Genomic DNA, 23,909 nt, shown 5'->3' on the forward strand with positions numbered 1-23,909 from the left:
CTTGAAAGTCTCAAGAATGGCTTTAGATCAAGCTTTATTAGTATGGAGCCAAGGGGGCTCGAACCCCTGACCTCTACGCTGCCAGCGTAGCGCTCTCCCAGCTGAGCTATGGCCCCGTGCTGTAACGTCATGTTTTATTATAGACGAGTCTTCTTTGAATTTCAAGCAGAAAATTCAGTTTGCTCATATTTTCCTGAGACGCTTTTCGAACATAAAAAGAAGACCCTCCGGGGGCCTCTTCGTTTATCGCACGAGCATGATTAAAATGATGCCGAGGATGACACGGTAAATGGCGAACGGGACAAGCTTAATTCGGTTAATGAGCCGAAGAAAAAATTTGACGACTAAGAGGGCGACGACAAAGGCGCAGATAAAGCCGACAAGAAAAAACGGAATCATGTCATAAGAAAGACTGCTCCAGTATTTCACCAGCTTCAGAAGGCTTGCGCCCGCCATAATCGGAATAGCCATAATAAATGTGAAGTCTGCGGCTGCCCGGTGATTCAAGCCGACAATGACACCTCCGGCAATCGTTGAGCCTGAGCGGGAAAATCCGGGCCATAAGGCGAGACACTGGAATAATCCGACACAGAAAGCCTGTTTGTAGGTGATTCTGTCCACCGTATCGATCGTTTCTTTCCTTTTATTGATCCAGTCCGCTATAAGCATAAGCACGGCTCCGGCAATTAATCCGTAAGCGACCGTTCTGACGGAGAATAAATAGCGGTCAATGAAATCCTCAAATAAAAAGCCGAGCACCGCCGCCGGAACAAGACCGACGGCGATTTGCGCGATGGTCAGCCTGTATCCCTTCTGCTGATCGCGCGTGACGTTTTTTTTGAGGCCGAGTAAATGTAATATCCGATCCTTAAACACAATGGCCACCGCCAGAATCGAACCGAGCTGAATCACCACTTTGAAGGAATTGGCGGCTTCCGGATTCATCAGGCTTCCGGATTTCAGCCAGATGTCATCCGCTATGATCATATGTCCCGTGGAAGAAACCGGCGCGTACTCCGTCAGCCCTTCCACGATTCCCAAAACGGCTGCTGTGAACATCTCCCATAGTGTCATCCCATTCTTCCCTTCATTCATCATTTACAAAAGAGAAGCTCTCCTCTGAAGGAAAGCCTGTCTTATAATAAATATCATGTCCGTTCCGATTTTATGACTTCGATCCAGCATCATTTTTTTCTTCTTCATATAAATGCGAACGCATTTTGAACCAATCAAACAGATGGGTCGTGACCACTTTGATGACCGCATACCCCGGGATGGCTAAAATAATGCCGACAACCCCGAACAGCTTTCCGGCGGTTAAAAGAACAAAGATGATGGTAATCGGGTGAATGTGAAGATTTTTCCCCATGATCTGCGGCGAAATTAATTTCCCTTCCACGAGCTGGACAACGGTCCATACAATCGCAAGCTTCAGCAGCATAAGGGGCGAAGTGACCAACGCGATAATAATCGCCGGCGTGATAGCAATGGTCGGCCCTAAATACGGAACAACGCTCGTACAAGCGGCAATGACCGCAAGCAGTGACGCATAATCAAGTCCGATAATCAGATAGCCGATAAATAATAAAAACCCGATGCAGAAGCTGACGATGACCTGTCCTCTGATATAGGAACTTAATCTGTGGTTCATTTCACTAAGCATCGTATACGTTTGTTCTTTCAGACGGGTGGGCACAAACTTTAAGATATAAATCGGCAGTTTTTTGCCGTCTTTCAGCAAATAGAACAGAATAAACGGCACGGTCACAATTGAAATAATCACTTCCGTCAGCGCGCCGATAAAATTCCCGACTCCGGTAAATGTGCTGTTTGCAATTGTCGCCGCCTGCGCCGATACTTTATTAGCAAGATCGGAAATGTTGATATTCATCGTCTTTTGCGCCTGATTTACAAAATCGCTTCCGATCAGGCTTTTCGTCTGATCTTCAACGATATCCACATATTTCGGCAGATTGTCGATCAGGCTCATGATCTGTTCCTTTAAAAACGGAATAATTGAAACGACCGTAATCGAAATCAGCCCTATAATAATGAGGTAAAGGAGCAGGATGGAATAGACTCTTTTCACTCTTATTTTTTCCAATATATCTACGATCGGATTAAGCAGATAATAAACAATTCCTGTCAAAATGACGGGGAGCGCAATCGTTTTGAGCAGGACGATAATAGGTGTGAAAATAAATGATGTCTTCATAAAGACAAGGATATTGAGACCGATGAGCAGCAATACAAGCAAAAACAAGACAAATTTATTGTCTAAGAAAAACTGTTTAAATCTGCCGCCCCATGTTTGCAATGTTTCCACTATTGTTCCTCCATCATATGTATTTTACTTAAATTGTACACTATCGTTCCTGTAATGAAAAATAATAACCGGTCTCTATGGGAATTTTTCCTATCCCTTTAGCTGGCAGCCTTTTTTCCATTTATGTTTCTCAGAAAAAAAGCTATAATGTAAGCCAATACATAGAAGGAGCGATAGCAATGATTCGATTTGCAACAGTCGGAACGAATTGGATTACAGAACGATTTCTGGAGGCGGCTTCTGCTATTGATGATTTTCAATTAACGGCGGTTTATTCCAGAACTGAGGAACGCGCGGCGGAATTCGCCGGCAAACACGGCGCTGCTCATTATTTTACCAGCCTGAAAGAAATGGCGGAAAGCAAAGCCTATGACGCGGTGTATCTCGCCAGTCCGAATGCATTTCACAAAGAGCAGGCGGTCCTTTTTATGGAACACGGCAAGCATGTACTGTGCGAAAAACCGTTTGCGTCTAACGCAAGGGAAACGGATGAAATGATTCACGCAGCCAAAACGAACGGCGTTCTCTTGATGGAAGCCATGAAAACAACGTTCCTGCCGAACTTCAGCATGCTTCAAAACCACTTACATAAAATCGGACCCGTCAGGAGATTCACGGCAAGCTACTGCCAATATTCATCACGATATGATGCATATAAAAACGGTACGGTGCTAAACGCGTTTAAGCCTGAATTATCGAACGGTTCGTTAATGGACATCGGCGTGTACTGCATTTATCCGGCCGTCGTCCTGTTCGGCAAACCGAAAAACGTCATTGCGACCGGTCATAAACTCTCATCCGGCGTTGACGGCGAAGGCACGGTCATTCTGTCATACGACGGATTTGAAGCGGTGCTGATGCATTCGAAAATCTCAAATTCGTTTGCCCCGGCGGAAATTCAGGGTGAAGACGGCACGATCGTTCTGGACAGCATTCACGGACCGGAACGGGCGGAAATCCGCTATCGTGACGGCCGGACGGAAGACATTTCAGTCCCTGATCTGAAACCGTCGATGTACTACGAAACGGCTGAATTCATCAATCTTCTTCGAAACGGACAGCGGGAGTCTTCCGAAAATACATTTGAACGTTCTTTCATTACGGCAAGCATTATGGAAGAAGCGAGAAAACAAATCGGAATTGTCTTTCCCGCCGATCAAAACTAAAAACATCCGCCCGGATTTGGGCGGATGTTTTTTATTTGGACGCTAACAGGTCAGCAAACGCTTTTGCATACTGCGGAAGGTCGGGCGGGCGGCGGCTTGATACAATGTGTCCGTCAGTTACGACAGCTTCATCCAGCCACTGTGCCCCTGCATTTGTCATGTCGTCTTTGATGCCGGGCGTGCTCGTTACTTTTTTTCCTGCGAGAATTCCGGCAGATATGAGCACCCAGCCCGCATGGCAGATCTGGCCGATCGGCTTTTTCTGCTCGTTCATCGTACGAATGATGTCCAAAACTTCGGGATATCTTCGCAGTTTGTCAGGTGCCCAGCCGCCGGGCACGAGCACGGCATCATACTCCTGAATAATCAGGCTCTTAAAATCGTAATCCGCCGTCGCGGGCACGCCGTATTTTCCTTTGTATGAACGGCCCGCTTCTTCTCCTATTAAATGAACGATCGCGCCTTCCTCTCTCAGCCGGTAGACGGGATACCAAAGCTCTAAGTCTTCAAAATCGTCACTGACAAGCGCTATGACTTTTTTGCCTTCTAATCTCATCACTGCCACTCCCTTCTTTTATACTAGTGTATCGCTTTTTTTAAATGAGGAAAAGAAACAGTTCGCTACAGCTGTTCTTCGTCTTCAGACTGAATCGTAAATTTCCGTGTGACCTGCTGCAGTTCTTCAGCCATATGCGCAAGCGTTTCGGCGGATGAACTGATTTCTTCCATGGAGGCCAGCTGCTCTTCAGCTGAGGCGGCGATGTCTTGAATGCCGGCGGACCCTTCTTTGGCGACTGAGGTAATGTCCTCCACCGCGTTTGTCACATTTTGCGACCCGGCTGCAAGCTTCTCAAGCGTTCCGTTCATATGCTGCAAGGCGCCTGAAATCTGAGTCGTCATTTCTGAGATTTTTTTGAAGCTTTCGGCCGTCTGATCCGTAATATCGAGGCCTTCCTTCACATCTTGATTCACCGCTTGGAATACGGAAAGCGATGTGGCGATTTCTTTGACGATTTCCTGAATCAGCGTTTCGATTTCCTTCGCGGAGCCGGCTGATTGTACGGCAAGCTTTCTCACTTCTTCCGCAACGACGGAGAAGCCCCGCCCGTATTCGCCTGCTCTGGCCGCTTCAATGGCAGCGTTTAAGGCAAGCAGATTTGTTTGATCGGCAATGCCGTTAATGACGTTGAGAATGCTCTTAATGTCGTGCGACTTCGTTTCCAGCCCTTTTACAACCGCTTCCGCCTGCTGTACGGAACGATCAATTGTTTTCATCTGGCCGACCGTTTTCGCCACTAATTCTTCTCCACTTCCGGCCGTTTCAGAGGTTTGGATGGCGGATTCAGTGATTTCCGCCGATACATTCGCCGTCTCGGCAATGCCCGCATTCATTTTGGAAAGGTGATCAGCACTTTCTTCCAATTTCTCGCTTTGTGATTCGTTTCCGTTTGAGAATTGTTCAATCGCCAGTGTAATATGCTCTGTCGCCTTGCTTGTCTGTCCGGCGGATGCCGTCAGCTCTTCGGATGAAGAAGCGACATGTTCGACGGATGACTGGATGACGCCGATGACAGACCGGAGTGATGCCGACATCTCATTGAAGCTTTGGCTGAGCTGCCCGAATTCATTTTTTGACTTGATGTCAATGACTTCCGTTAAATCGCCATCACTGATTTTAGCTGATGTCGAAACAAGTTTTTTGAGCGGTTTTGCAATCGAGCGAATGATAAAAACGATTAAAATACCGCCGACGATAAGAGAAACCGCCAGGATGATCAGCGCCATTTTCATGACAGGCGAGGCTGCGTCATGGATCTCACTGACAAAAAATGTGCCGGCGATTTTCCAGCCCGTCAGTTTGTTTGTCGTGAAGGCCATTTTCTTCTGCTGTCCTTCAAACATGTATTCAAACGATCCGCTTGATTTGGAAAATACTTCTTCCGCCCACTCTCCGGAGCCTTCCGTTCCCGCTTTTATAGTCGGATGGGCGATGTATTTTTTATCTCCCGTTGTAATGAAGGCAAAACCTTTATGACCGATCTGGACGCGTTGGGAGGCATTCAGCAGGTCGCCCAGATTAATATCAAGCGCCACAACGCCTGATCCGTCTTTTGTCTGCTGGGCAATCGTAACGACCGTCTGTCCGGTTGCAGCGTCTTTATAAGGCTCGGTAAACACCGGCTGTCCGCTTTTTTCAACCGCTTTTGTATACCACTCGCGCGTGAGCGGATTATAATCGGACGGCATGTCAACGGACGGATATTTCACGAACGCTTTGTCGCGAGACGCGGCGTAAATTGACGCGACATCGTCATTTACGGTGACATACTGCTTCATTTTGTCAAGCAGTACCGATTTATTTTTCGTCTCCAGTTTTTCCTTTGTGATTGATTCGCTGTAGTAGTCAATCGCTTTCAGCTTGCCTTCGAGCATGTTTTCCAGCACGCTGTTCAGTTCACTGACATTTCCCTGGGCGCTGTGGGTCAGTTCGCTTTCTAATGTACTCCCCGCCGTTTGGTAGCTGAAGTAGGCGAGTATGCCGACCGGAAGCACCAATACGGCTAAAAATGCCGCGATCAGCGGTTTGCTGATGGATGGCTGTTTGATCCAATGTATCAGTTGTTTCATTTTTTCAGTCTCCTTCTTTGAAAAGCTAAATCTAATATCGTCAGATAGGACAAAAGATTTATTAAAAAAACTAAAAAAAACACCCAAACAGCACATTTGGGTGTTCTATGACCTATTAATCTATTTTAAATCGTTTCGTCATATCACGTAATTCTTCCGCCATTTGGGATAACGTTTCCGAAGACGAACTGATTTCTTCCATTGAAGCCAGTTGTTCTTCGGCGGAGGCCGCAATATCCTGAATGCTGGCGGAGCTTTCTTTTGCGATGGACGCGATTTGCTCAGAAGCTCCTGAAATCTGCTGAGATCCTGCTGTCAGCTGTTCTACCGTCGCATTCATATTTTGAATTTCTCCGGCGATCTGGTTCGTCATTTCAGAAATCCGTTTGAAGCTCGTTTCGGTCTGATTCGTAATATCCAGTCCGCTTTCCACCTCTTTGTTGACGGATTGGAACATGCCGAGAGATGTATTGATTTCGTTGACGATTTCTATAATTAAGCTTTCGATTTCTTTCGCTGAATCGGCAGACTGGACCGCAAGTTTTCTGACCTCTTCGGCGACGACTGAGAAGCCCCGGCCGTATTCACCCGCACGCGCGGCTTCAATTGCCGCGTTCAGCGCAAGAAGGTTTGTCTGATCAGCGATTCCGTTAATGACACGGAGAATGTTTGTAATGTCTTTTGATTTTGTTTCAAGTCCGCGCACCACTTGTTCAGCTTCTTTCACTGACCGGTCAATGACGTTCATTTGGCCGACCGTCTGGTGGACGAGCTTTCCGCCTGAATTGGCGACTTCCGCTGATGTGGCGGAGGATTCGGTAATGACGGCAGATGCTTTCGCCATATCTTTAAGCCCGCTGTTCATTTGGTAAATATGTTCCGCCGCGCTTTCAATGTTTTCACTTTGGCTTTCATTTCCGTTAGAAAATTGTTCGATCGCCAGTGTGATATGTTCGGTTGCCTTGCTTGTCTGCTCCGCTGAAGCCGTCAGCTCCTCTGAGGAAGATGCGACGTTATTCACGGAATCCTGGATGGCATGGATGAGAGACCTGAGCGAAGCGGCCATATTGTTAAAGCTTTTGCCAAGCTCGCCTAATTCATCTTTTGACTGAATCTCGATCGTTTCTGTTAAGTCGCCTTCACTGATCTGTTTCGATGATGTCACAAGCTGCTTGAGCGGTTTTGTGATTGAACGGATAATCAGCACCATGACGATGGTTCCGATCACAATCGCTAATACGAGAACGAGCAGGGACAGATGAAGGATCGGCAGGGCCGCTTCATGAATTTCGTCCAGATACATTGTTCCGGTAATCTTCCAGCCTGTCAGCCCGTTTGTATCATAAGCCATTTTCTTTTCCTGGCCGTCGTATTTGTATTGAAAATCACCTTTTTTGCTGGTGAACAGCTGTTCAGCCCACTCCCCGTTTAATACTGTGCCTGACGTGCGGTTCGGGTGGGCGACCACTTTTTTGTCTTTCGTCAGGATAAAAGCATAGCCGGATTTCCCGATGTTCACTTTCTTTGTCGTTTTCAGAAGCTCATCGATTTTCATATTGATGGCGACGACTCCTGAGCCGTCTTTTGTCTGCTGAACGACCGTCACGACCATCGTATTGGTGGAAGCCGTGCGGTAAGGATCTGTTACAACAACCTTCCCCTTATTTTCCACGGCCTTTTTATACCAGTCTCTTTCAAGCGGATTATATCCTTTAGGCATCTGCAGATCCGGATACCGTGTGAAATGTCCTTCCGTGTCACTCGTATAAATGGATTCCACGTCTTTATTGATCTTCATGTACTCTGTGAATTTATCGGTAATTTGCGATTGGTTTTTCGGCTTGTACCGATCCTTTGTGAGCCAATCGCTGAAATATGCCGTTCCGTCTTCCTTTTGGCTGATGCTTGTGTTGATCATATCGTTAATCTGCTGCACATTATCTAGTGCGCTTCCCATCATCTGTCTGTCAAGCGTGCTTACCGCCGATTGATAGGCGATAAAAGCCAGCGTTGAAATAGGAAGAATGAGAATGGCCAAAAAAGAAATGAGCAGTTTTCTTGTAAGCGATCTCTGCTTGATGATTTGCACAATTTTTTTCATCTGCTATATCTCCTCTTGCGTGTTTACCCTTCATATCGGCAATTATGGGTAAATATACACATCCAAAAAGAAGAAATATAACGAAACATACTTTTTACCTATCGTAAAATTAGTCTTTTAGACTTAATTAAGAGTTTATCTTAAAACGCTTTGTCAGTTCGCGTAATTCTTCCGCCATTTTTTCCAGCGTGACGGCGGAGGAACTGATTTCCTCCATGGACGCAAGCTGCTCTTCAGCTGAAGCCGCGATGTCCTGAATGCCGGCCGCGCTTTGTCTGGAGACGGCCGCGATATCCTCTGAAGCGTTTGATACTTCCTGAGATCCGGCAGAAAGCTGTTCCACGGTTGCATTCATATTTTGCAGTTCACCGGCAATCTGATTTGTTTTAACGGAAATGTCCCGGAAGCTTTTTTCCGTTTCGTCCGTTAACTGAAGTCCGCTTTTCACCTCGTGATTGACGGATTCCAGCATTCCGAGCGAAGTATGAATTTCTTTGACGATTTCATGAATTAAGGATTCGATTTCTTTCGCTGAATCGGCGGATTGGACGGCAAGCTTTCTCACTTCTTCGGCAACGACTGAAAAACCGCGTCCGTATTCTCCCGCTCTTGCCGCTTCAATGGCTGCATTTAAAGCAAGGAGATTCGTTTGATCGGCAATGCCGTTAATGACGCGCAAAATGCTGGTGATGTCCTGCGATTTGAGTTCAAGCCCTTGTACGACTTGCTCCGCTTTACTTACGGATTGGTCAATGGCGCCCATCTGGCCGGCTGTTTTCTTGACAAGCCGCTCACCGGCGCCGGATATCTCCGCCGATTCAATTGACGTTTCCGTCACCACGGCTGCCGCTTCCGCCAGATCACTGAGCCCGTCTTTCATCTCATTCACTTGGGCTGTCGCTTTATCAATACTCTCACTTTGGTCTTCCGTTCCATTAGAAAACTGTTCAATCGCAAGGGTGATATGTTCCGTTGCTTTGCTCGTCTGCTCAGCCGAAGCCGTCAGCTCCTCTGAGGAAGAAGCGACATGTTCAACAGAGTCCTGAATTCCCTGAATAAGCGAACGGAGTGAATCTGTCATATGATTAAAACTTTTACCGAGCACGCCCAGCTCATCTTGAGAGCTGACATCAATGGTTTCCGTCAGATCTCCGCTGCTGATTTTTTCAGCTGAAGCTACGAGACGTTTTAACGGTTTTGTAATTGAGCGGATGACAAAATAAATGAAAATCATCCCTGCGGCAATGGCTATCGCCAATATGATAACGGCCAGAGTCAGAACCGGTCTTGCCGCATCCTTGATTTCATCCACGGACATGGTTCCGCTGATCTTCCAGCCCGTCGCTTCATTGGTCACGTACGCCATTTTTTTCGCTTTCCCGTTCAGCGTATATTCAAAGTCGCCTTTTTGCCCGCTGAATAATGTATCAACCCATTTTCCCGATACCGCCGCGCCGGCTTTTTCATCACTGTAGGCAACGGCTTTTTTATTTTTGCTGAGGATAAAGGCGTATCCTTCTTTTCCGATGTTCACTTCTTTTGTCATCGTGATGAGATCGTCGATTTTTATATCAATGGCGACGACGCCTGATCCGTCTTGCGCCGCGCGGGCCATGGTGACGACCATCTTTTTGTTTGAGATGGACTCATAAGGGTCTGTGATGATGGTTTGGCCTTTATTCTCCATGGCTTCCTGATACCAGCTTCTTTCAAGCGGATTGAAATCGGGCGGCATATCGGCATGCGGATAACGGGTAAACGTTCCTTCCTTGCTGCTTGAAAATACGGCGGATGCTTTATCATTGCTTTCAATAAACTGCTTGAACCTTTCTTGCATTTCCGTTTGGTTTTTTTCTTTAAATTTAGCGCTTGTCGCCCATTCGCTGAAATACGCTGAGCTTTTTGTAAACATTCCGATCCGGTCATCAATCATATTGTTTAAGATTTGCACATTTCCTTCGGCGCTTTCCATCATTTGCTTTTCAACGGATGAAGCCGCCGAACGGTAGGCGCCGGCGGCCAATACTGCTACCGGAATAATTAAGATCAGTAAAAATGAAATGATCAGTTTTTTGGCTATTGATTTTCTGGCGATTTTTTTTGCTGTTTTTTTCAATTTTGTAAACCTCTTTCAATCATTTACTGTTTATATCGGCCGACTCCCTTTTTATTACATTGAAAATTAAGTCATAAATGAAAAATAGTTCTATGTACTCCCTTTGCATGCAAGACTTTTTATTCAATTATCCGGCTGTCACTATAAAAAAGGACGCCTTCCATCCGGAAAGCGTCCTTTTTTACTAGTTGATTTTAAATTGTTTCGTTAATTCCCGCAGTTCTTCGGCCATTTGCGCCAAAGTATCGGCGGATGTGCTGATTTCTTCCATTGATGCAAGCTGTTCTTCTGCGGATGCGGCAATATCCTGAATGCTTGCTGCGCTTTCCCGTGATACGTCCGCAATATCCGTCACCGCGGCTGAAACGTGCTGAGAGCTGTCTGACAGCTGTTCAACCGTGCCGTTCATCGATTGAAGCTTCTCGGCGATATCGTTTGTCATGCCGAAGATATTCTGGAAGCTTTCTTTCGTGCGGTCCGTCACGGCAAGTCCTGATTGAACTTCTTCATTAACGGATGTGAACATGTGAAGTGATGTATTAATCTCAGCCGTGATTTCCTGAATGAGTTTTTCAATCTCTTTGGCAGAACCGGCGGATTGGACGGCAAGCTTGCGCACTTCTTCGGCTACCACTGAGAAGCCCCGCCCGTATTCACCGGCTCTTGCCGCTTCAATGGCTGCATTTAATGCAAGCAGGTTTGTCTGATCGGCAATGCCGTTGATGACTCTTAAAATATGAGTGATGTCTTTTGATTTGGCTTCAAGGCCTTTTACAACCGCTTCCGCCTGCTGGACCGATTGATTGATGAGATTCATCTGCCCGACGGTTTGCTGCACATATTCTTCCCCGGTGCCGGCAGCTTCCTTCGATTGTTTAGATGCTTCCGTAATGGATGATGATGTGCGGGAAACGGCGGTGAGTCCGTCATTTATATGATTCAGCTTGGCTGAGCTTGAATCGACTTTTTCGCTTTGCTCTTCGTTTCCGTTTGAAAACTGCTCAATGGCCATTGTAATATGTTCCGTCGCTTTGCTTGTCTGCGAAGCTGAAGCGGTCAGCTCTTCCGATGACGCGGCCACGTTGTCGACAGAGTTTTGGATCGCGCTGATCAGTCCGCGCAGAGATTCTCCCATTTCATTAAAGCTCGCGCCGAGTTCGCCCAATTCATCTTTCGAGCGGATATCAATGGTTTCAGTCAAGTCTCCGCCGCTGATTTGTTTAGAAGAGCGGACAAGCCGTTTCAGCGGTGACGTAATGGATCTGACAATCAACAGAATTAAAATTCCCCCGATGATAATGGATGCTGCAAGGACGATCATTCCCATCGTCAGCACCGGTTGTGAGGCGTCTTTAATTTCGTTGAGCTCCATGCTCCCTTCTATTTTCCATCCGGTCAGTTTATTTGTCGTAAACGCCATTTTTTTATTTTGATCATCGAGCTTGTATGAAATAATGCCGCTGTCTTTGCTGTATACCTCATTCAGCCACGGGGTTGAAACTTTATCGCCCGGTTTGTGGTCTTTATGCGCGACATAGGTTTTATTTTTAGACGTGATAAACACGAATCCTTTTTGCCCGATTTTGATTCCCTGCATCTGCTTCAGCAGCTGGTCAATCGTAATATCCATGGCCACTACGCCTGTTCCGTCCTGCATCTGCTTTGCCACGGTGACGACCATGCTGCCGTCGCTTGCCGCGGTGTAAGGGTCGGTGACAACGAGCGTGCCGCCGGCCTTCACAGCGTCTTTATACCAAGTGCGTGTTCTCGGATCGTAATCGGCCGGAGTATTCTCCTTCGGCGCCTGTGCGTAGCCGCCGTCTTCCGTTCCTCCGTAAATGCGGGCTACGTCCTTATGAATAGACGTGTATTGCCCGAACTTTTCTTCTAGAGCAGACATGTTTTTCTTTGAGAAGGATGACCCTTTTAACGTTTCACTGAAAAATTCAATCGCCTTTGCTTTTGCGCCGATATCATTTGTAATGGTTGTGTTAAAAGATTCGATGTTATTTTTCGCGTTGCCTGAAATCTGATCATCCAGCGAATTGCTCGCCGTATGGTATGAACTGAATTCTAACACGAGAATCGGTATGATTAAGATCACGATAAATGAAATGATTAATTTACGTGAAATCGATGCCTTTGTGCACCAATTGATGAATTTTTTCATATTAAGCTGCTCCCTCAAGTGTGATACCTTATATATCGGCTCAGCCTTCACATTTTGTTAACATTTCCTCCTTTTTTATGACTTGATTTTCATTGCCCAAGCTTCCTGCATATCTTATAAAAAAAGAGAAGGGGGGCGCGAAGATGATTATCATATCCGGCCAAGTGCTTCGGCCTCAGGATATCGCGAACTGGCAGACGGAAGAAAGCCTTGTTCCGTATATAAATGAACTGCTCAATTCTCCCGTACAATTCGATTACGGGTCGATTGCTGAACTGATGTTCGAGGTGCGGCTGCGCCGCCATATTGTGGAAGCCGCAAGAGAACTGCACGGATCAGGTGTGAAATTTGCAACTTTCGCCAAAACATACGGAAATACGGCTTATTGGAGAGTGACGCCGGAAGGAGCCTTGGAGCTGAAGTACAGAATCCCCGCTTCAAAAGCGATTCGGGACATTATTGAAAACGGGGCGTTTTACGCATTTGAATGCGCTACCGCCATTGTTGTGATTTATTATCTGGCCGTCTTAAAGACAATCGGTGAAGAACGGTTTAACCGGCGTTTCCGGGATATCACTTTGTATGACTGGCACTATGAGCATCTGCCGATCTACACGGAAACCGGCAGCCACTTTTTACGGGGAGATTGTTTATATTTTAAAAATCCTGATTTTAATCCTGCAAAGGCTCAGTGGCGGGGAGAGAATGTCATTGTGATGGGGAATGATCAATATTTCGCCCACGGTCTCGGGATTCTGACCGCTGAACAAATCATCCAGAGATTGAATTCTTTAAGAAAAAAAAATGCCATGCAGCCGGCTTATCTGCTTAACCAGGCAACAAGGCTTGATGCACCCGCGCTTTATCAGATCATGCATTAAAACAATCCCATCGTCTGTCATTGTGACGATGGGATGCGGAATGCTTTTCTTTTCCGGTAAAAAGCCGTCGTGCCGAGCGCTTGATTTGCAGCCCATTCAAACTTCTCTAAATCATGGCGGGTGACGGCTCTGTCCCGTCGGCTCCATTTAATGGCGCGGACAAAGTAATACCCTTTAATCGGCGCCATGGTGACTTTGGAATGCGGAAAATCTTCAAAGACAAACTCAATAGTCCCTCTTTTTTTGTAGGACATTTGAAGAATCTTCATCATCCATCACCTCACGATTTCTGAATTATGATTCGCACAATCTGTCCAAAACGGTTTTCACGTCTGTCGGCCCTTCAAGTTTCGCGGCGGACTGGCCGGCCCATAAAGACATATACTCCGCGTCTCCTGATTGAGCCGCGTGCCCGCGCATCGGCTTTGTCAGCGTATTATGCAGCGGATAAGGCAGCGTATTTCCCTCGTCAGCCTCATATGTTTTCATGAACTGATTCACGATTCCCCGCGCCTGTTTTCCCGAAAACAGGGTGGTCAGCCGCGTGTCGGCTCCTTTTGATTCGGCAATGGCTTTTTGATATGCCGGTGAGGCGCTGCTTTCTTCACAAAGGAGAAACGGTGTTCCTACTTGAACGCCGTCCGCACCCAAACAGCGGGCGGCCTGCACGCCGCGGCGGTCAAAAATGCCGCCTGCCGCAATCACCGGGATATTCAGCGCGTCTTTAGCCTGCGGAATCAGCGCCATAAGGCCGAGAGCCGGTTCTCCTTTAACCGGCAGAAACGACCCGCGATGCCCGCCGGCTTCTATTCCCTGAAGAATAACGGCGTCCATCCCCCGTTCTTCAAAGACCTTCGCTTCCTCCGGCGTTGTCGCCGTGCCGAAAAGGAAACATCCGCTTTTCTTCAGCTTTTCCGCCGTTTCTTCCGGCGGCAGGCCGAAGGTGAATGAACACGCTTTGACTCCGTAACGGATCAGAAGCTCCGCTTTTTCCTCGAAATCATTCCATTCTTCTTTCAGATCAGAGAACGGCTTGGCGTCTTTTGCCCTCGGGATGCGGGCTTTCCATTTTTCAACAAGTTCCGCCTCAGGCATCTGCCTTTCTTCCGGAACGAAAAGATTTACTTGATAGGAGCGGTTCGTCAGCTCTTTCATCTCGATAAGCTGTTTTTCAAGCGCTTGCGGGCTGACGTATCCTGAAGCGAGGCTTCCGAGCGCCCCTTCATTTGATACCGCCGAAGCCAGACGCGGCGTGACCAGCCCGCCGGCCATCGGCGCCTGAATGACGGGCTTTGTTAATGATAATGCACTCATCCACTCACTCATTTGTGTTTTCCTCCGTTTCAGCCTGTATTTTGATATAACAGGTTCTGTTTCGCGGACCGTCAAATTCGCAAAAATAAACGCCCTGCCATGTTCCGAGTATCAGGCGGCCGTCTTCTATGATGACATGCTGGGAGGCGCCGGTTGTACTCGCTTTCATATGTGCCGCCGTATTTCCCTCCATATGCCGGTCCAGTTCGTGCTCCCACGGATACATTTCATCAAACCTTCTGAGCATATCCCTCTTCACATCCGGATCGGCATTTTCATTTATGGTAATGCCGGCGGTTGTATGGGGACAGTATATGAGCGCCAAACCGTTTTTCACGCCTGTTTTGCGGAGAAACGCTTCAGCTTCATGTGTGATGTCGATCATTTCATCCCGTCTGTTTGTTTGAATCTGCAATTTTTTCAGCATATAGATGCCTCCTTTCTTTTTCTCTTCCTTTCCCATATTCGTTTCTGTATTTGTCTTTTCCTGTCGGATCGCGATGATAAACGCAGATCACAAAAAACTTCAGCCTCGGGACTGAAGTTTTTCACCATATATATACGCGGGCCTCATAAGGCTTTAAAAGAAAGGATGTCACATGCCGATGCGGTGGTGTTTCCATGCTTGCGAGCACGAGCGTATCGGAGTCAAGCGGATAACCGGGATGCCTGTATAAAGCGGGGGTCCGGGACAGATTTGTGATGATCAGGGCGGTTTTTGTTCCGTTTTTTCTTAGATAGGCATAAATCTGCCGGTCATTCGGAAGCAGCAATTCATATGTGCCGCTGATCAATACGCCGTGTTCTTTTCTGAGGGCGAGCAGCCGTCTGTAGAAATGGTATACGGATGTTTCATCCTGCATTTGTGATGCAGCATTCAGCCATGTGTGGTTCGGATTCACTCCGAGCCACGGAGAAGCATCAGAAAACCCGCCGTTCGCCTCACCGCTCCATTGCATCGGTGTCCGTGAATTATCCCGGCCCTTCTTCCAGATGATCTTCATCACTTTTTCATGCGGAACGCCGCGGGACGTCTCTTTTTCATACAGATATTTCATTGCGGCGTCATCATAATCTTCAATGGACGGAAACGAAACATTCGTCATCCCGAGCTCCTGCCCCTGGTAAATAAACGGCGTGCCTTTCATCAGCATATACATCGCGGCGAGTGCCTTGGCGCTTTCTGTCAAAAACCGTTCGTCACCCCATACCGAGACGGAACGGGGCTGATCGTGGTTCTCCATAAATAACGCGTTCCAGCCCTTTCCTTCAAGACTGTTCTGCCAGCCGGACAAGACGCGCTTAAGCGCCGGAATGGAGATGCTTTGATCATCTTCCGTATCCCAGAGGCCGAGATGTTCAAATTGAAAAATCATTTGAAAGACGCCGTTTTCTTCACCGGCCCAATCAGCCGCCTCCCAAGCCGCCACTCCGTTCGCCTCGCCGACCGTCATGATCGGATAGCGTGAAAATGTTTCCCGTTTCAGCTCTTTTAAGAGATCCATTATGCCTTCCCCATTCATATGGTACGGGAAAGACGGGACGTACGGGAGACCGTCCGGATTCGGCATGTCAGGGAGCCCTTCTTTTTTCTTAATGTGAGAAATGGCATCCACCCGGAAGCCGTCTATGCCTTTATCAAGCCACCAGCGGACCATCTCATAAACGGACTGCCTCATCGCTTCGTTTTCCCAATTTAAATCAGGCTGTTTTTTGTCAAACAGGTGCAGGTAATACTGGCCGGTCTCTTGGTCATATTCCCACGCCGATCCGCCGAAAATGCTTTCCCAATTGTTCGGCTCTTTGCCGTTTTTTCCGTCTCTCCAGATGTACCAGTCCCGTTTTTCGGAATCTTTCCCTGAGCGTGATTCGATAAACCAAGGGTGCTCATCGCTTGTATGGTTGATGACGAGGTCTATAATCAGCTTCATGCCGAGCGCATGGACATCCGCAAGGAGCCGGTCAAAATCCTCCATCGTCCCGAATTCGCCGGCAATTTGTTTATAATTCCGAATATCGTAGCCGTTGTCCGCGCCCGGCGAGTCAAAAACGGGACAAAGCCAGATCACATCCGCCCCCAACTCTTTTATGTAATGAAGCTTTGCTCTGATGCCGTTCATGTCGCCGATTCCGTCCCCGTTCGAATCCATAAAGCTTCGGGGATAAATTTGATAGACGGCCGCCGTTTTCCACCAATCCGTTTTCATACCGACACTCCTTTCTTTACATCATATGAAGGAGCGGGACGAAGAAGCATTTTTTCCATAAAAAAAGCCTCATTGCAAAAGCAGGAGGCTCAGAAATCAGTTTTTTTAATTTCAACGAAGCGGATATGATGGTCTTCCGCTTCCAGCACCTTAAATTCACACCCTTCGGCATGAAACACATCACCATTTTTCAGCTCCATTTTTTGTGTTAAGAGCCAGCCGGCAATCGTGTCAATGTCTTCATTTTCGATGGCGATATCAAGGAGATCATTCACCTCTTCTATGAGCGCCTTGCCGTCCATCACATAATGGTGTTCGCCTTTTTTGACGATGTGGGGCATTTCATCCTGGTCATATTCATCACGGATTTCCCCGACGATTTCCTCCAATATGTCTTCGACGGTCACAAGTCCCGCCGTGCCGCCGTATTCGTCAACGAGAATCGCCATATGAATCCGCTCCTTCTGCATGCGGATCAAAAGCTCCTGAACGGGGATGCTTTCAATGACTCTGATGACCGGACGCATAATTTCTTTTAATTCAATGGAGCGGCCGAGAAAATACGCCTTAAATAAATCCTTATTGTTAATAATGCCGAGAATGTGATCTTTGTCTTCCTTAATAACCGGATATCGCGTATACCGTTCGTTGATGATCAAATGTATGGCTTCATCAACTGACTGTTCAAGCGAGATGGCGGCGATTTCGGTGCGCGGCACCATGATTTCTCTGGCGACCCGGTTATCGAATTCAAATATTTTATTGACGTAACGGAATTCAGATTGATTGATTTGACCTTTTTTATAGCTTTCGGACAAAATCAGCCGCAATTCCTCTTCACTGACCACGACCTCATGTTCTTTCACCGAATGAAAACCGAACAGCTTGACCAAAAATCCGGCTGAACCGTTTAACAGCTTAATAAACGGATACATCACTTTATAAAACAGAATGAGCGGTTTCGCCGTCCACAGACTGACGGCTTCAGCTTTTTGAATGGATATCGTTTTCGGCGCAAGCTCTCCGATAACAACGTGCAGATACGTGACGGCGATAAACGCCGCAATAAACGTGACGACGTGCGTAATGGATGACGGCATTCCGATCAGGCTGAAAACAGGATGAAGAAGCCGCTGAATCGTCGGTTCACCGAGCCAGCCGAGTCCGAGCGCCGTAATCGTAATACCGAGCTGGCACGCTGATAAATATTCATCGAGATTTGAAATCACCCTGTGCGCCGCGAGCGCCCGGCTGTCTCCGGTTTCAACCAGCTCCGCGATTTTTGAACCGCGGATTTTGACAATCGCAAATTCCGCAGCGACAAAGATGGCCGTTAATCCGATTAACAGCATAATGAGAATCAGTTTTAATATAAGCAAAAAAACCCCTACCGCAAACGGTAAGGGGCCACCTCCTTCGTGTTAATTCTCATCACGACCATTTAAGAAAATCATCACAAAACGAAGCAGCTCGAATAATGAAACGAGCGCCGCAGCCACATACGTCAGCGCGGCGGCGTTCAGCACTTTATTCACGCCGTGTTCTTCACTGTTGCGAATGAATCCTTCCGACACGATAATCCGCTTCGCCCTCGCGCTGGCATTAAACTCGACAGGCAGTGTGACAAGCTGGAAAAAAACAGCGGCCGAAAACAAAATAATGCCGAGTCCGATTAAGTTCAAGCTGCCCAGGAGCATCCCGCCCAAGAAAAGCAGAGGGGCAACCCCGGAGGCAAAATTGACGACCGGAAAAATTTTGTGCCTCAGCACAAGCGCGCCGTATGATTCCTGATGCTGCAAAGCATGTCCGACTTCATGGGAAGCGACGGAAATGGCGGAAATGGAGCGGCCGTAATATACCGGCTCAGATAAACGCACCACCCGCTCCGTCGGGTCGTAATGGTCTGTTAAAGTGCCTCTTACCGGTTCTACCGGCACATCATATAAACCGTTAATATCAAGAATCCGTCTTGCCGTTTCCGCCCCCGTCCGCTGACTGGAAGCTTCTACGTCTGAGTATTTCTGAAAATTGCTTTTCACTTTAAATTGTGCCCAAAACGACAATCCCAATGCAGCAATTGTTAAAAAGATAAACAGCATATTATCCTCTTCCTTTTTCTCTTATATCGTACGATCTGCTTATATATTATTTTAATGATTGTCCGTTTTCCTGTACAGAAATCCGCTTCTTTTTTCTGACAGGAATCAATCCTCCGAGCATGATGAGGATACACCCGGCCAATCCGATGTAAAACGGAAACGTGCCTGCGGTCTCTTTTGCAAAAACAAGCCATGAAAATCCGCCGGACATATGATTGTATCCATTCAAACTGAAAATAAGCAATACGGCCGCCGAAGCGAGCAGCTGCGCTCCGGCCAGCGCCGCCAGCAGTTTTTGAATGACTGTCATTTTGACTCACCCTTTTTCGGTCCGCTTTCTTTATCATATGAAAAAATGAGGGTGAATATGTTTTCGGCGATTTTTGAAAGACATCAAACGAACTGGGACATACTGTATAAAAAAAGATACAGGTGTGATCGACATGAAAGTGACAAATGGCGAGAAAGAACAGCTGAGCAATGCGATAGACAGAATGAACGAGGGGCTTGACGCCTTTATCCAGCTCTATAATGAGGCGGAAAACGACGAACCTCTCATACAGTTTGAAGATGAGACGGCCGATTTAATCAGACATGCGCGTAACTCATACGGCCAGGAACAGCTGGACGAAAAACTAAACACCATTATTAAGCAGATTTTATCCATCTCTCTGACGAAAGAAGAGGCGGACGAATGAAATCAAACCGTATTTTTATTTCCTGGCTGAGATGGCCGTTATATGTTCGGATCGGACTGATCATTATCGCTTTGATTTTATTGTTCGGCCAACTCATTTACATGCTTGAGCCGAAGCAATTCACGTGTGTTTGAAGGGGTTTGGTGGGCGGTTATTACGGTGGCCACAGTCGGCTACGGCGATTACGTTCCCCAGACACCGCTCGGGCAGATTGCCGGCATGGTGCTTGTATTAAGCGGAGCGAGTTTTGTGACCGCCTATTTCGCCACGCTTTCTTCAGCCGTGTTCAGCAAACACCCGCTATGTCGAAGGGAAGGTCGCCTTTAAAGGCAAGGGGCACGTCATTCTTATCGGATGGAATGAGAAGTCGCATATGCTGCTGAAAGAACTGCAGCACATCGCGCCGTCAAAAACTGTCGTCCTGATTGATGATTCATTAAGGGAAGGGCCGCTTATTGAAAACGTCCATTTCATCCGCGGACATGCCGCTGATGACAGTACGCTCAATAAGGCGAATATTACGGAAGCCGATACCGTCATTTTGACAGCAGACCAGCAGAAAAATGAATCCGAAGCTGATATGCTGTCGGTATTAACGCTTCTCGCCATCAAAGGGCTGCATCCGTCCGTTTATTGTATCGTGGAAATTTTAACGGAACGGTATGTCAAAAACGCCGAGCGCGCAGGAGCCAATAAGATTTCTGTGCACATCACGCCTGTCGAGCCGGGTGATGTTTGAGCATTACCGGGTCAAGCTGCAGCTTGCCAAACCGCAAACGCTGTCAGATCTGACGCTGGAGAAAAAGGTGCGCATCATTCCCGTCCCCGAGGAATTAAAGGGCTCATCTTATCATGACTGTGCGCTCTATTATCTCAAACGGAATACCACGATCATCGGCATACAAAAAGAAGAGGGGCCGATGCTGACCCCTCCCCTGTCATACCAGGTGCTCGATACTGATCTGTTTTTGGCTCTTTAATGCAGCAGGACGTCTTCCAGCTCTTTCACAAGCGAGATGCCGATATCTGTATATGAGCGGTCAATTGCTGCATCCCGCCGTTTCGGCTCGGAGAATTGGTTGAATAATGACTCAAAAACACCGCCGCCTGCGTGATCATCCGTTTCCTCCTGATAGACGTGCCTCAGCAAAAAGGGTGTGCCGATTGTAACGGCGGCCCCCCGTTCATCCAGGTGTCCCTTATTTGCTTCAACAGGGATGCGGAGAAATAAATAGCCGTCCTGATCGGAAATTTTGTAATCAAAGAACCCGCGGTCATACTCCCAGCCGCCTCCGATGGTATAACCGATCGGTTTCAGCACCTGTTCCAATTCGCGGAGTAAAAACGATTGCCCCTCAAGTGAAGATGGTATGCTGATCATGTGCATATGCTCCTTTTTGTCTTTAGCGTCCCCGCTCTGCGGCATCTTCATACGGCGCCCGGGAAGAATCGGGAGCGGCAGACAGACGCCGGAAAGAGGTAACGGCGCATTCAATCAGAACATACGTCACAATTGCGGAGAGAACGGCTTCCGTTGAAATATAGAAAACAGCGGAATAGAGACAGCACTTCGTGATCAGCGACTGCATCCGGCCAATCTTCAGTTTCAGCCGGACCATGTCCGTAAACAAGCCGAGAGGGAAAGCGAAAAACAGGATGGTTTGTAAGAGGGATTCAGGAGACAGTTTTAGTGCCGAATAGACAATAGCGGCGGAACAGACGGAAATGACGGCATGCTTACATAAGAGCCGTATCATTCATCATCACACCTTTCACAGTTTAAAAAAGGCTGACCCGTCATGCTGAGGGCCAGCCCTTCTTTTTATTTTTCAAGGCGTTTTTCAAGCTCTGCTTTTTTCTCTTCAAAGCCCGGTTTGCCGAGAAGCGCGAACATATTCACCTTATAGGCTTCAACACCCGGCTGATCAAACGGGTTGACTCCGAGCAGATAACCGCTCATCGCCACCGCTTTTTCAAAGAAATAGACGAGATATCCAAATGTATATGCATTAAGCTCCGGAATATTGACAATTAAGTTCGGCACTTTTCCGTCTGTATGGGCAAGCATCGTGCCTTCGAACGCTTTTTTGTTGACGAAATCGACCGTTTTGCCGGCTAAGTAATTTAAGCCGTCGAGATCATTTTCCGCTTCTTCAATTGTCAGCTCATGCTTCGGTTTTTCAACGTTTAATACAGTTTCAAACAGATCGCGTCTGCCTTCCTGCACGTATTGACCGAGAGAGTGAAGGTCTGTTGAGAAGTTAGCGGAAGAAGGATAGATGCCTTTTTCATCTTTTCCTTCACTTTCGCCGAAGAGCTGCTTCCACCATTCCGCAAAGTATTGCAGCGCAGGCTCATAGTTGATAAGCATTTCAATGGTTCTGCCTTTATTATACAGAACGTTGCGGACGACGGCGTATTGGTAAGCCGCGTTCTCTTCTAATTCCGAGCTGGAAAAGTCTTTGCTTGCATCAAGAGCGCCTTTCATCATTTCATCGATATCAGCCCCGCTTACCGCAATCGGCAGAAGGCCTACCGCAGTCAGAACGGAGAAACGTCCGCCGACATCATCAGGAATAACGAATGATTCGAAGCCCTCTTCATTAGAAAGCGTTTTTAAAGCGCCGCGCTCTTTATCTGTCGTCGCGTAAATCCGCGCTTTCGCTTCTTCTTTTCCGTATTTTTCTTCAAGAAGTTTGCGGAAAATCCGGAAAGCGATTGCAGGTTCCGTCGTCGTGCCTGATTTAGAAATGACATTGATAGAGAAATCAGCGTCTTCCAAAAGATCCATAACATCTTTCATATAAGTTGAGCTGATATTGTTGCCGATAAAGATAACTTGAGGGTTTTTGCGCTTGTCTTTCGGCAGAACGTTATAGAAAGAATGATTGAGCGCTTCAATCGCCGCGCGGGCGCCTAAGTATGAACCGCCGATACCCACGACGAGAAGCACGTCTGAATCTGATTTGATTTTTTCAGCGCTTTTTTTAATGCGCGCGAATTCTTCTTTATCGTAGTTTTCAGGGAGGTCCACCCATCCTAAAAAGTCGCTTCCGGCGCCTGTTTTTTCATGGATATTATGGTGTGCCGTTTTTACGAAATCACGTGCGTATGTAAGTTCATGTTCATTGAAAAAAGGTAACGCTCTTGAGTAATCAAAGCGTACATGCGTCATTTGCTTGTCCCTCCATCACGGTGAATTGTTTTCTCTTTCACTTTATATGAACTCACCCGCTAAATCAAGTCATGAAGAAGGCATGATGAATACGGGATTTGCGCTAAAGATGCGTTCATTTTTTATACAATATCCCGGATTCGATATGGTTATATTTGTAATAATTGTGAGAGGGGTAACGAATCGAATGTTGGTGATCCAGGAACGTATCACCTTTACTTTGGAGCAGGATGGCATCCATCGCCAATCCCGATGGGCCGGTTCTTTTTATATAGTACTCCTCTTGAGAGGCTGCCACGAAGGAATATTAAGGCATAAATGTCCATTTTTAAAAATAGTGTCTATATTTGGGGTATCGTGTTAAGATGAAAGTGATTTTAAACCGGGAGGTGATTTTATGACTAAAACCATTGGTCTTATTTGTGGAAGTTCACGAAAAAACTCGTATAATTGAGCAATTGCTCAATCATTGATTGACTTCGATAATGCGGCTCAATTTCGTTGGGTTGAAATAGACAGTCTTCCTTTTTTTAACGAAGATTTAGAAATTGCCGGAGCACCAGACTCCGTAACATCCTTTAGAGCTGATATACAAGACGTTGACGGCGTCATCATTGTAAGTCCAGAGTATAATTCCGGAATTCCGGGGGTATTAAAAAATGCATTGGACTGGGCATCGAGACCGCGGACCTCTTCTGTTTTAAACAGAAAACCGGTTGGCTTAATCGGAGCAACCCCCGGAGGGTTCGGTACTGCCTTTGGTCAAACGCAAATGAGGGAAGTACTCGAAGCTATGCAAGTCAATGTTTTGCCCTTTCAAAAAATGCTGGTTTCGCAAGTCCATGAGAAAATTGATTCCGCTCAAAACATACTTACGGATGAACAAACAAAACGTTATCTTCAACGCTATTTACAACAGTTTATCCATTGGATTGATCATGCTCCGGTTCCCATTCCAGATTAATTGAAGGATCATCCCCCTCACGAAAAGTCACCTCAGAAATAACTTTCTTTCTATACAGCATATG

General features: G+C 47.0%; 21 protein-coding genes, 1 tRNA gene and 2 pseudogenes. 5 read left to right on the forward strand and 19 right to left on the reverse strand.

Translation table 11 applies throughout. The features are described 5' to 3' along the window. Positions 1-43 precede the first annotated feature (43 nt). The 3 genes from JNUCC21_RS16335 to JNUCC21_RS16345 form a co-directional block, all read right to left on the reverse strand. Positions 44-116 (reverse strand) — tRNA-Ala (locus JNUCC21_RS16335). Between the two features lie 127 nt (positions 117-243). Further along, positions 244-1,074, reverse strand: a complete 831-nt coding sequence (locus JNUCC21_RS16340; protein ID WP_007613337.1) for an undecaprenyl-diphosphate phosphatase — start codon at positions 1,072-1,074, stop codon at positions 244-246. 91 nt (positions 1,075-1,165) lie between these two features. Then, a complete protein-coding gene (locus tag JNUCC21_RS16345; protein WP_259424441.1) occupies positions 1,166-2,326 on the reverse strand; it encodes an AI-2E family transporter in 1,161 nt (386 codons plus the stop codon). 179 nt (positions 2,327-2,505) lie between these two features. Here JNUCC21_RS16345 and JNUCC21_RS16350 point away from each other — a divergent pair, with 179 nt between their 5' ends. Then, positions 2,506-3,492 (forward strand): Gfo/Idh/MocA family protein, encoded by a 987-nt coding sequence (locus JNUCC21_RS16350; RefSeq protein ID WP_040238957.1) that lies wholly within the window; start codon positions 2,506-2,508, stop codon positions 3,490-3,492. 31 nt (positions 3,493-3,523) lie between these two features. Here the strand turns inward: JNUCC21_RS16350 and JNUCC21_RS16355 are convergent, their stop codons facing one another. The 6 genes and pseudogenes from JNUCC21_RS16355 to JNUCC21_RS16380 form a co-directional block, all read right to left on the reverse strand. Beyond that, entirely contained in the window at positions 3,524-4,048 is a 525-nt protein-coding gene (locus JNUCC21_RS16355) for a type 1 glutamine amidotransferase domain-containing protein (protein WP_003152143.1), read from the reverse strand. Positions 4,049-4,113: 65 nt separating this feature from the next. Continuing rightward, positions 4,114-6,120, reverse strand: a complete 2,007-nt coding sequence (locus JNUCC21_RS16360; RefSeq protein WP_072589497.1) for a methyl-accepting chemotaxis protein — start codon at positions 6,118-6,120, stop codon at positions 4,114-4,116. 115 nt (positions 6,121-6,235) lie between these two features. After that, positions 6,236-8,221: a methyl-accepting chemotaxis protein gene (locus tag JNUCC21_RS16365; RefSeq protein ID WP_007408632.1), complete on the reverse strand. Its 1,986-nt coding sequence runs from the start codon at positions 8,219-8,221 to the stop codon at positions 6,236-6,238. Positions 8,222-8,348: 127 nt separating this feature from the next. Then, the gene (locus JNUCC21_RS16370; RefSeq protein ID WP_369878334.1) at positions 8,349-10,337 is read right to left on the reverse strand and encodes a methyl-accepting chemotaxis protein; all 1,989 of its coding nucleotides are present in this window, start codon (positions 10,335-10,337) and stop codon (positions 8,349-8,351) included. A 184-nt stretch (positions 10,338-10,521) separates the two neighbouring features. After that, on the reverse strand, positions 10,522-11,472 hold the full coding sequence (locus JNUCC21_RS16375; protein WP_369878833.1) for a methyl-accepting chemotaxis protein: 951 nt from the start codon (positions 11,470-11,472) through the stop codon (positions 10,522-10,524). Next, positions 11,467-12,507, reverse strand: a pseudogene (locus tag JNUCC21_RS16380) (cache domain-containing protein); the annotation flags it as partial. The pseudogene JNUCC21_RS16380 and the gene JNUCC21_RS16375, both read right to left, overlap by 6 nt. A 143-nt stretch (positions 12,508-12,650) precedes the next feature. On the opposite strand from JNUCC21_RS16380, the gene JNUCC21_RS16385 reads away from it, so the two are divergent. Then, entirely contained in the window at positions 12,651-13,388 is a 738-nt protein-coding gene (locus JNUCC21_RS16385; RefSeq protein ID WP_052827775.1) for a protein-glutamine gamma-glutamyltransferase, read from the forward strand. 17 nt (positions 13,389-13,405) lie between these two features. Here the strand turns inward: JNUCC21_RS16385 and JNUCC21_RS16390 are convergent, their stop codons facing one another. From JNUCC21_RS16390 to JNUCC21_RS16420, 7 genes are all read right to left on the reverse strand, one after another. Then, entirely contained in the window at positions 13,406-13,657 is a 252-nt protein-coding gene (locus tag JNUCC21_RS16390; protein ID WP_007408636.1) for a hypothetical protein, read from the reverse strand. 25 nt (positions 13,658-13,682) lie between these two features. Further along, positions 13,683-14,714: a nitronate monooxygenase family protein gene (locus JNUCC21_RS16395; protein WP_099567043.1), complete on the reverse strand. Its 1,032-nt coding sequence runs from the start codon at positions 14,712-14,714 to the stop codon at positions 13,683-13,685. Continuing rightward, positions 14,707-15,129, reverse strand: a complete 423-nt coding sequence (locus tag JNUCC21_RS16400; protein WP_017419405.1) for a secondary thiamine-phosphate synthase enzyme YjbQ — start codon at positions 15,127-15,129, stop codon at positions 14,707-14,709. Before JNUCC21_RS16400 ends, JNUCC21_RS16395 begins: the two co-directional genes overlap by 8 nt. Before the next feature lie 121 nt (positions 15,130-15,250). Then, positions 15,251-16,909 (reverse strand): alpha-glucosidase, encoded by a 1,659-nt coding sequence (locus tag JNUCC21_RS16405; protein WP_369878335.1) that lies wholly within the window; start codon positions 16,907-16,909, stop codon positions 15,251-15,253. Positions 16,910-16,998: 89 nt separating this feature from the next. Then, entirely contained in the window at positions 16,999-18,288 is a 1,290-nt protein-coding gene (locus JNUCC21_RS16410; RefSeq protein WP_007408640.1) for a hemolysin family protein, read from the reverse strand. A 42-nt stretch (positions 18,289-18,330) separates the two neighbouring features. Continuing rightward, positions 18,331-19,008, reverse strand: a complete 678-nt coding sequence (locus JNUCC21_RS16415; RefSeq protein WP_003152125.1) for a zinc metallopeptidase — start codon at positions 19,006-19,008, stop codon at positions 18,331-18,333. A gap of 46 nt (positions 19,009-19,054) precedes the next feature. Then, positions 19,055-19,318, reverse strand: coding sequence for a hypothetical protein (locus tag JNUCC21_RS16420; RefSeq protein WP_029326024.1), 264 nt, complete (start codon positions 19,316-19,318; stop codon positions 19,055-19,057). A 133-nt stretch (positions 19,319-19,451) separates the two neighbouring features. Between JNUCC21_RS16420 and JNUCC21_RS16425 the strand changes: the two genes are divergently transcribed. After that, entirely contained in the window at positions 19,452-19,706 is a 255-nt protein-coding gene (locus tag JNUCC21_RS16425) for a hypothetical protein (RefSeq protein WP_015240464.1), read from the forward strand. Then, positions 19,703-20,686, forward strand: a pseudogene (locus tag JNUCC21_RS16430) (TrkA family potassium uptake protein). Before JNUCC21_RS16425 ends, JNUCC21_RS16430 begins: the two are co-directional and overlap by 4 nt. Here the strand turns inward: JNUCC21_RS16430 and JNUCC21_RS16435 are convergent. The 3 genes from JNUCC21_RS16435 to JNUCC21_RS16445 all read right to left on the reverse strand — a co-directional run bounded on the left by JNUCC21_RS16435 (position 20,683) and on the right by JNUCC21_RS16445 (position 22,881). Next, on the reverse strand, positions 20,683-21,087 hold the full coding sequence (locus JNUCC21_RS16435) for a YugN-like family protein (protein WP_012118292.1): 405 nt from the start codon (positions 21,085-21,087) through the stop codon (positions 20,683-20,685). The pseudogene JNUCC21_RS16430 and the gene JNUCC21_RS16435 overlap by 4 nt on opposite strands. A gap of 22 nt (positions 21,088-21,109) precedes the next feature. Further along, positions 21,110-21,463 (reverse strand): transporter, encoded by a 354-nt coding sequence (locus tag JNUCC21_RS16440; protein ID WP_257229167.1) that lies wholly within the window; start codon positions 21,461-21,463, stop codon positions 21,110-21,112. A gap of 65 nt (positions 21,464-21,528) precedes the next feature. Next, the gene (locus JNUCC21_RS16445) at positions 21,529-22,881 is read right to left on the reverse strand and encodes a glucose-6-phosphate isomerase (RefSeq protein ID WP_007408647.1); all 1,353 of its coding nucleotides are present in this window, start codon (positions 22,879-22,881) and stop codon (positions 21,529-21,531) included. 457 nt (positions 22,882-23,338) lie between these two features. On the opposite strand from JNUCC21_RS16445, the gene JNUCC21_RS16450 reads away from it, so the two are divergent. Continuing rightward, entirely contained in the window at positions 23,339-23,845 is a 507-nt protein-coding gene (locus tag JNUCC21_RS16450) for an NADPH-dependent FMN reductase (RefSeq protein WP_251248245.1), read from the forward strand. The last annotated feature ends 64 nt before the right edge of the window (positions 23,846-23,909 follow it).

The sequence above is a fragment of the Bacillus sp. JNUCC-21 genome (genome assembly GCF_041222765.1).
GTDB lineage: Bacteria > Bacillota > Bacilli > Bacillales > Bacillaceae > Bacillus > Bacillus velezensis.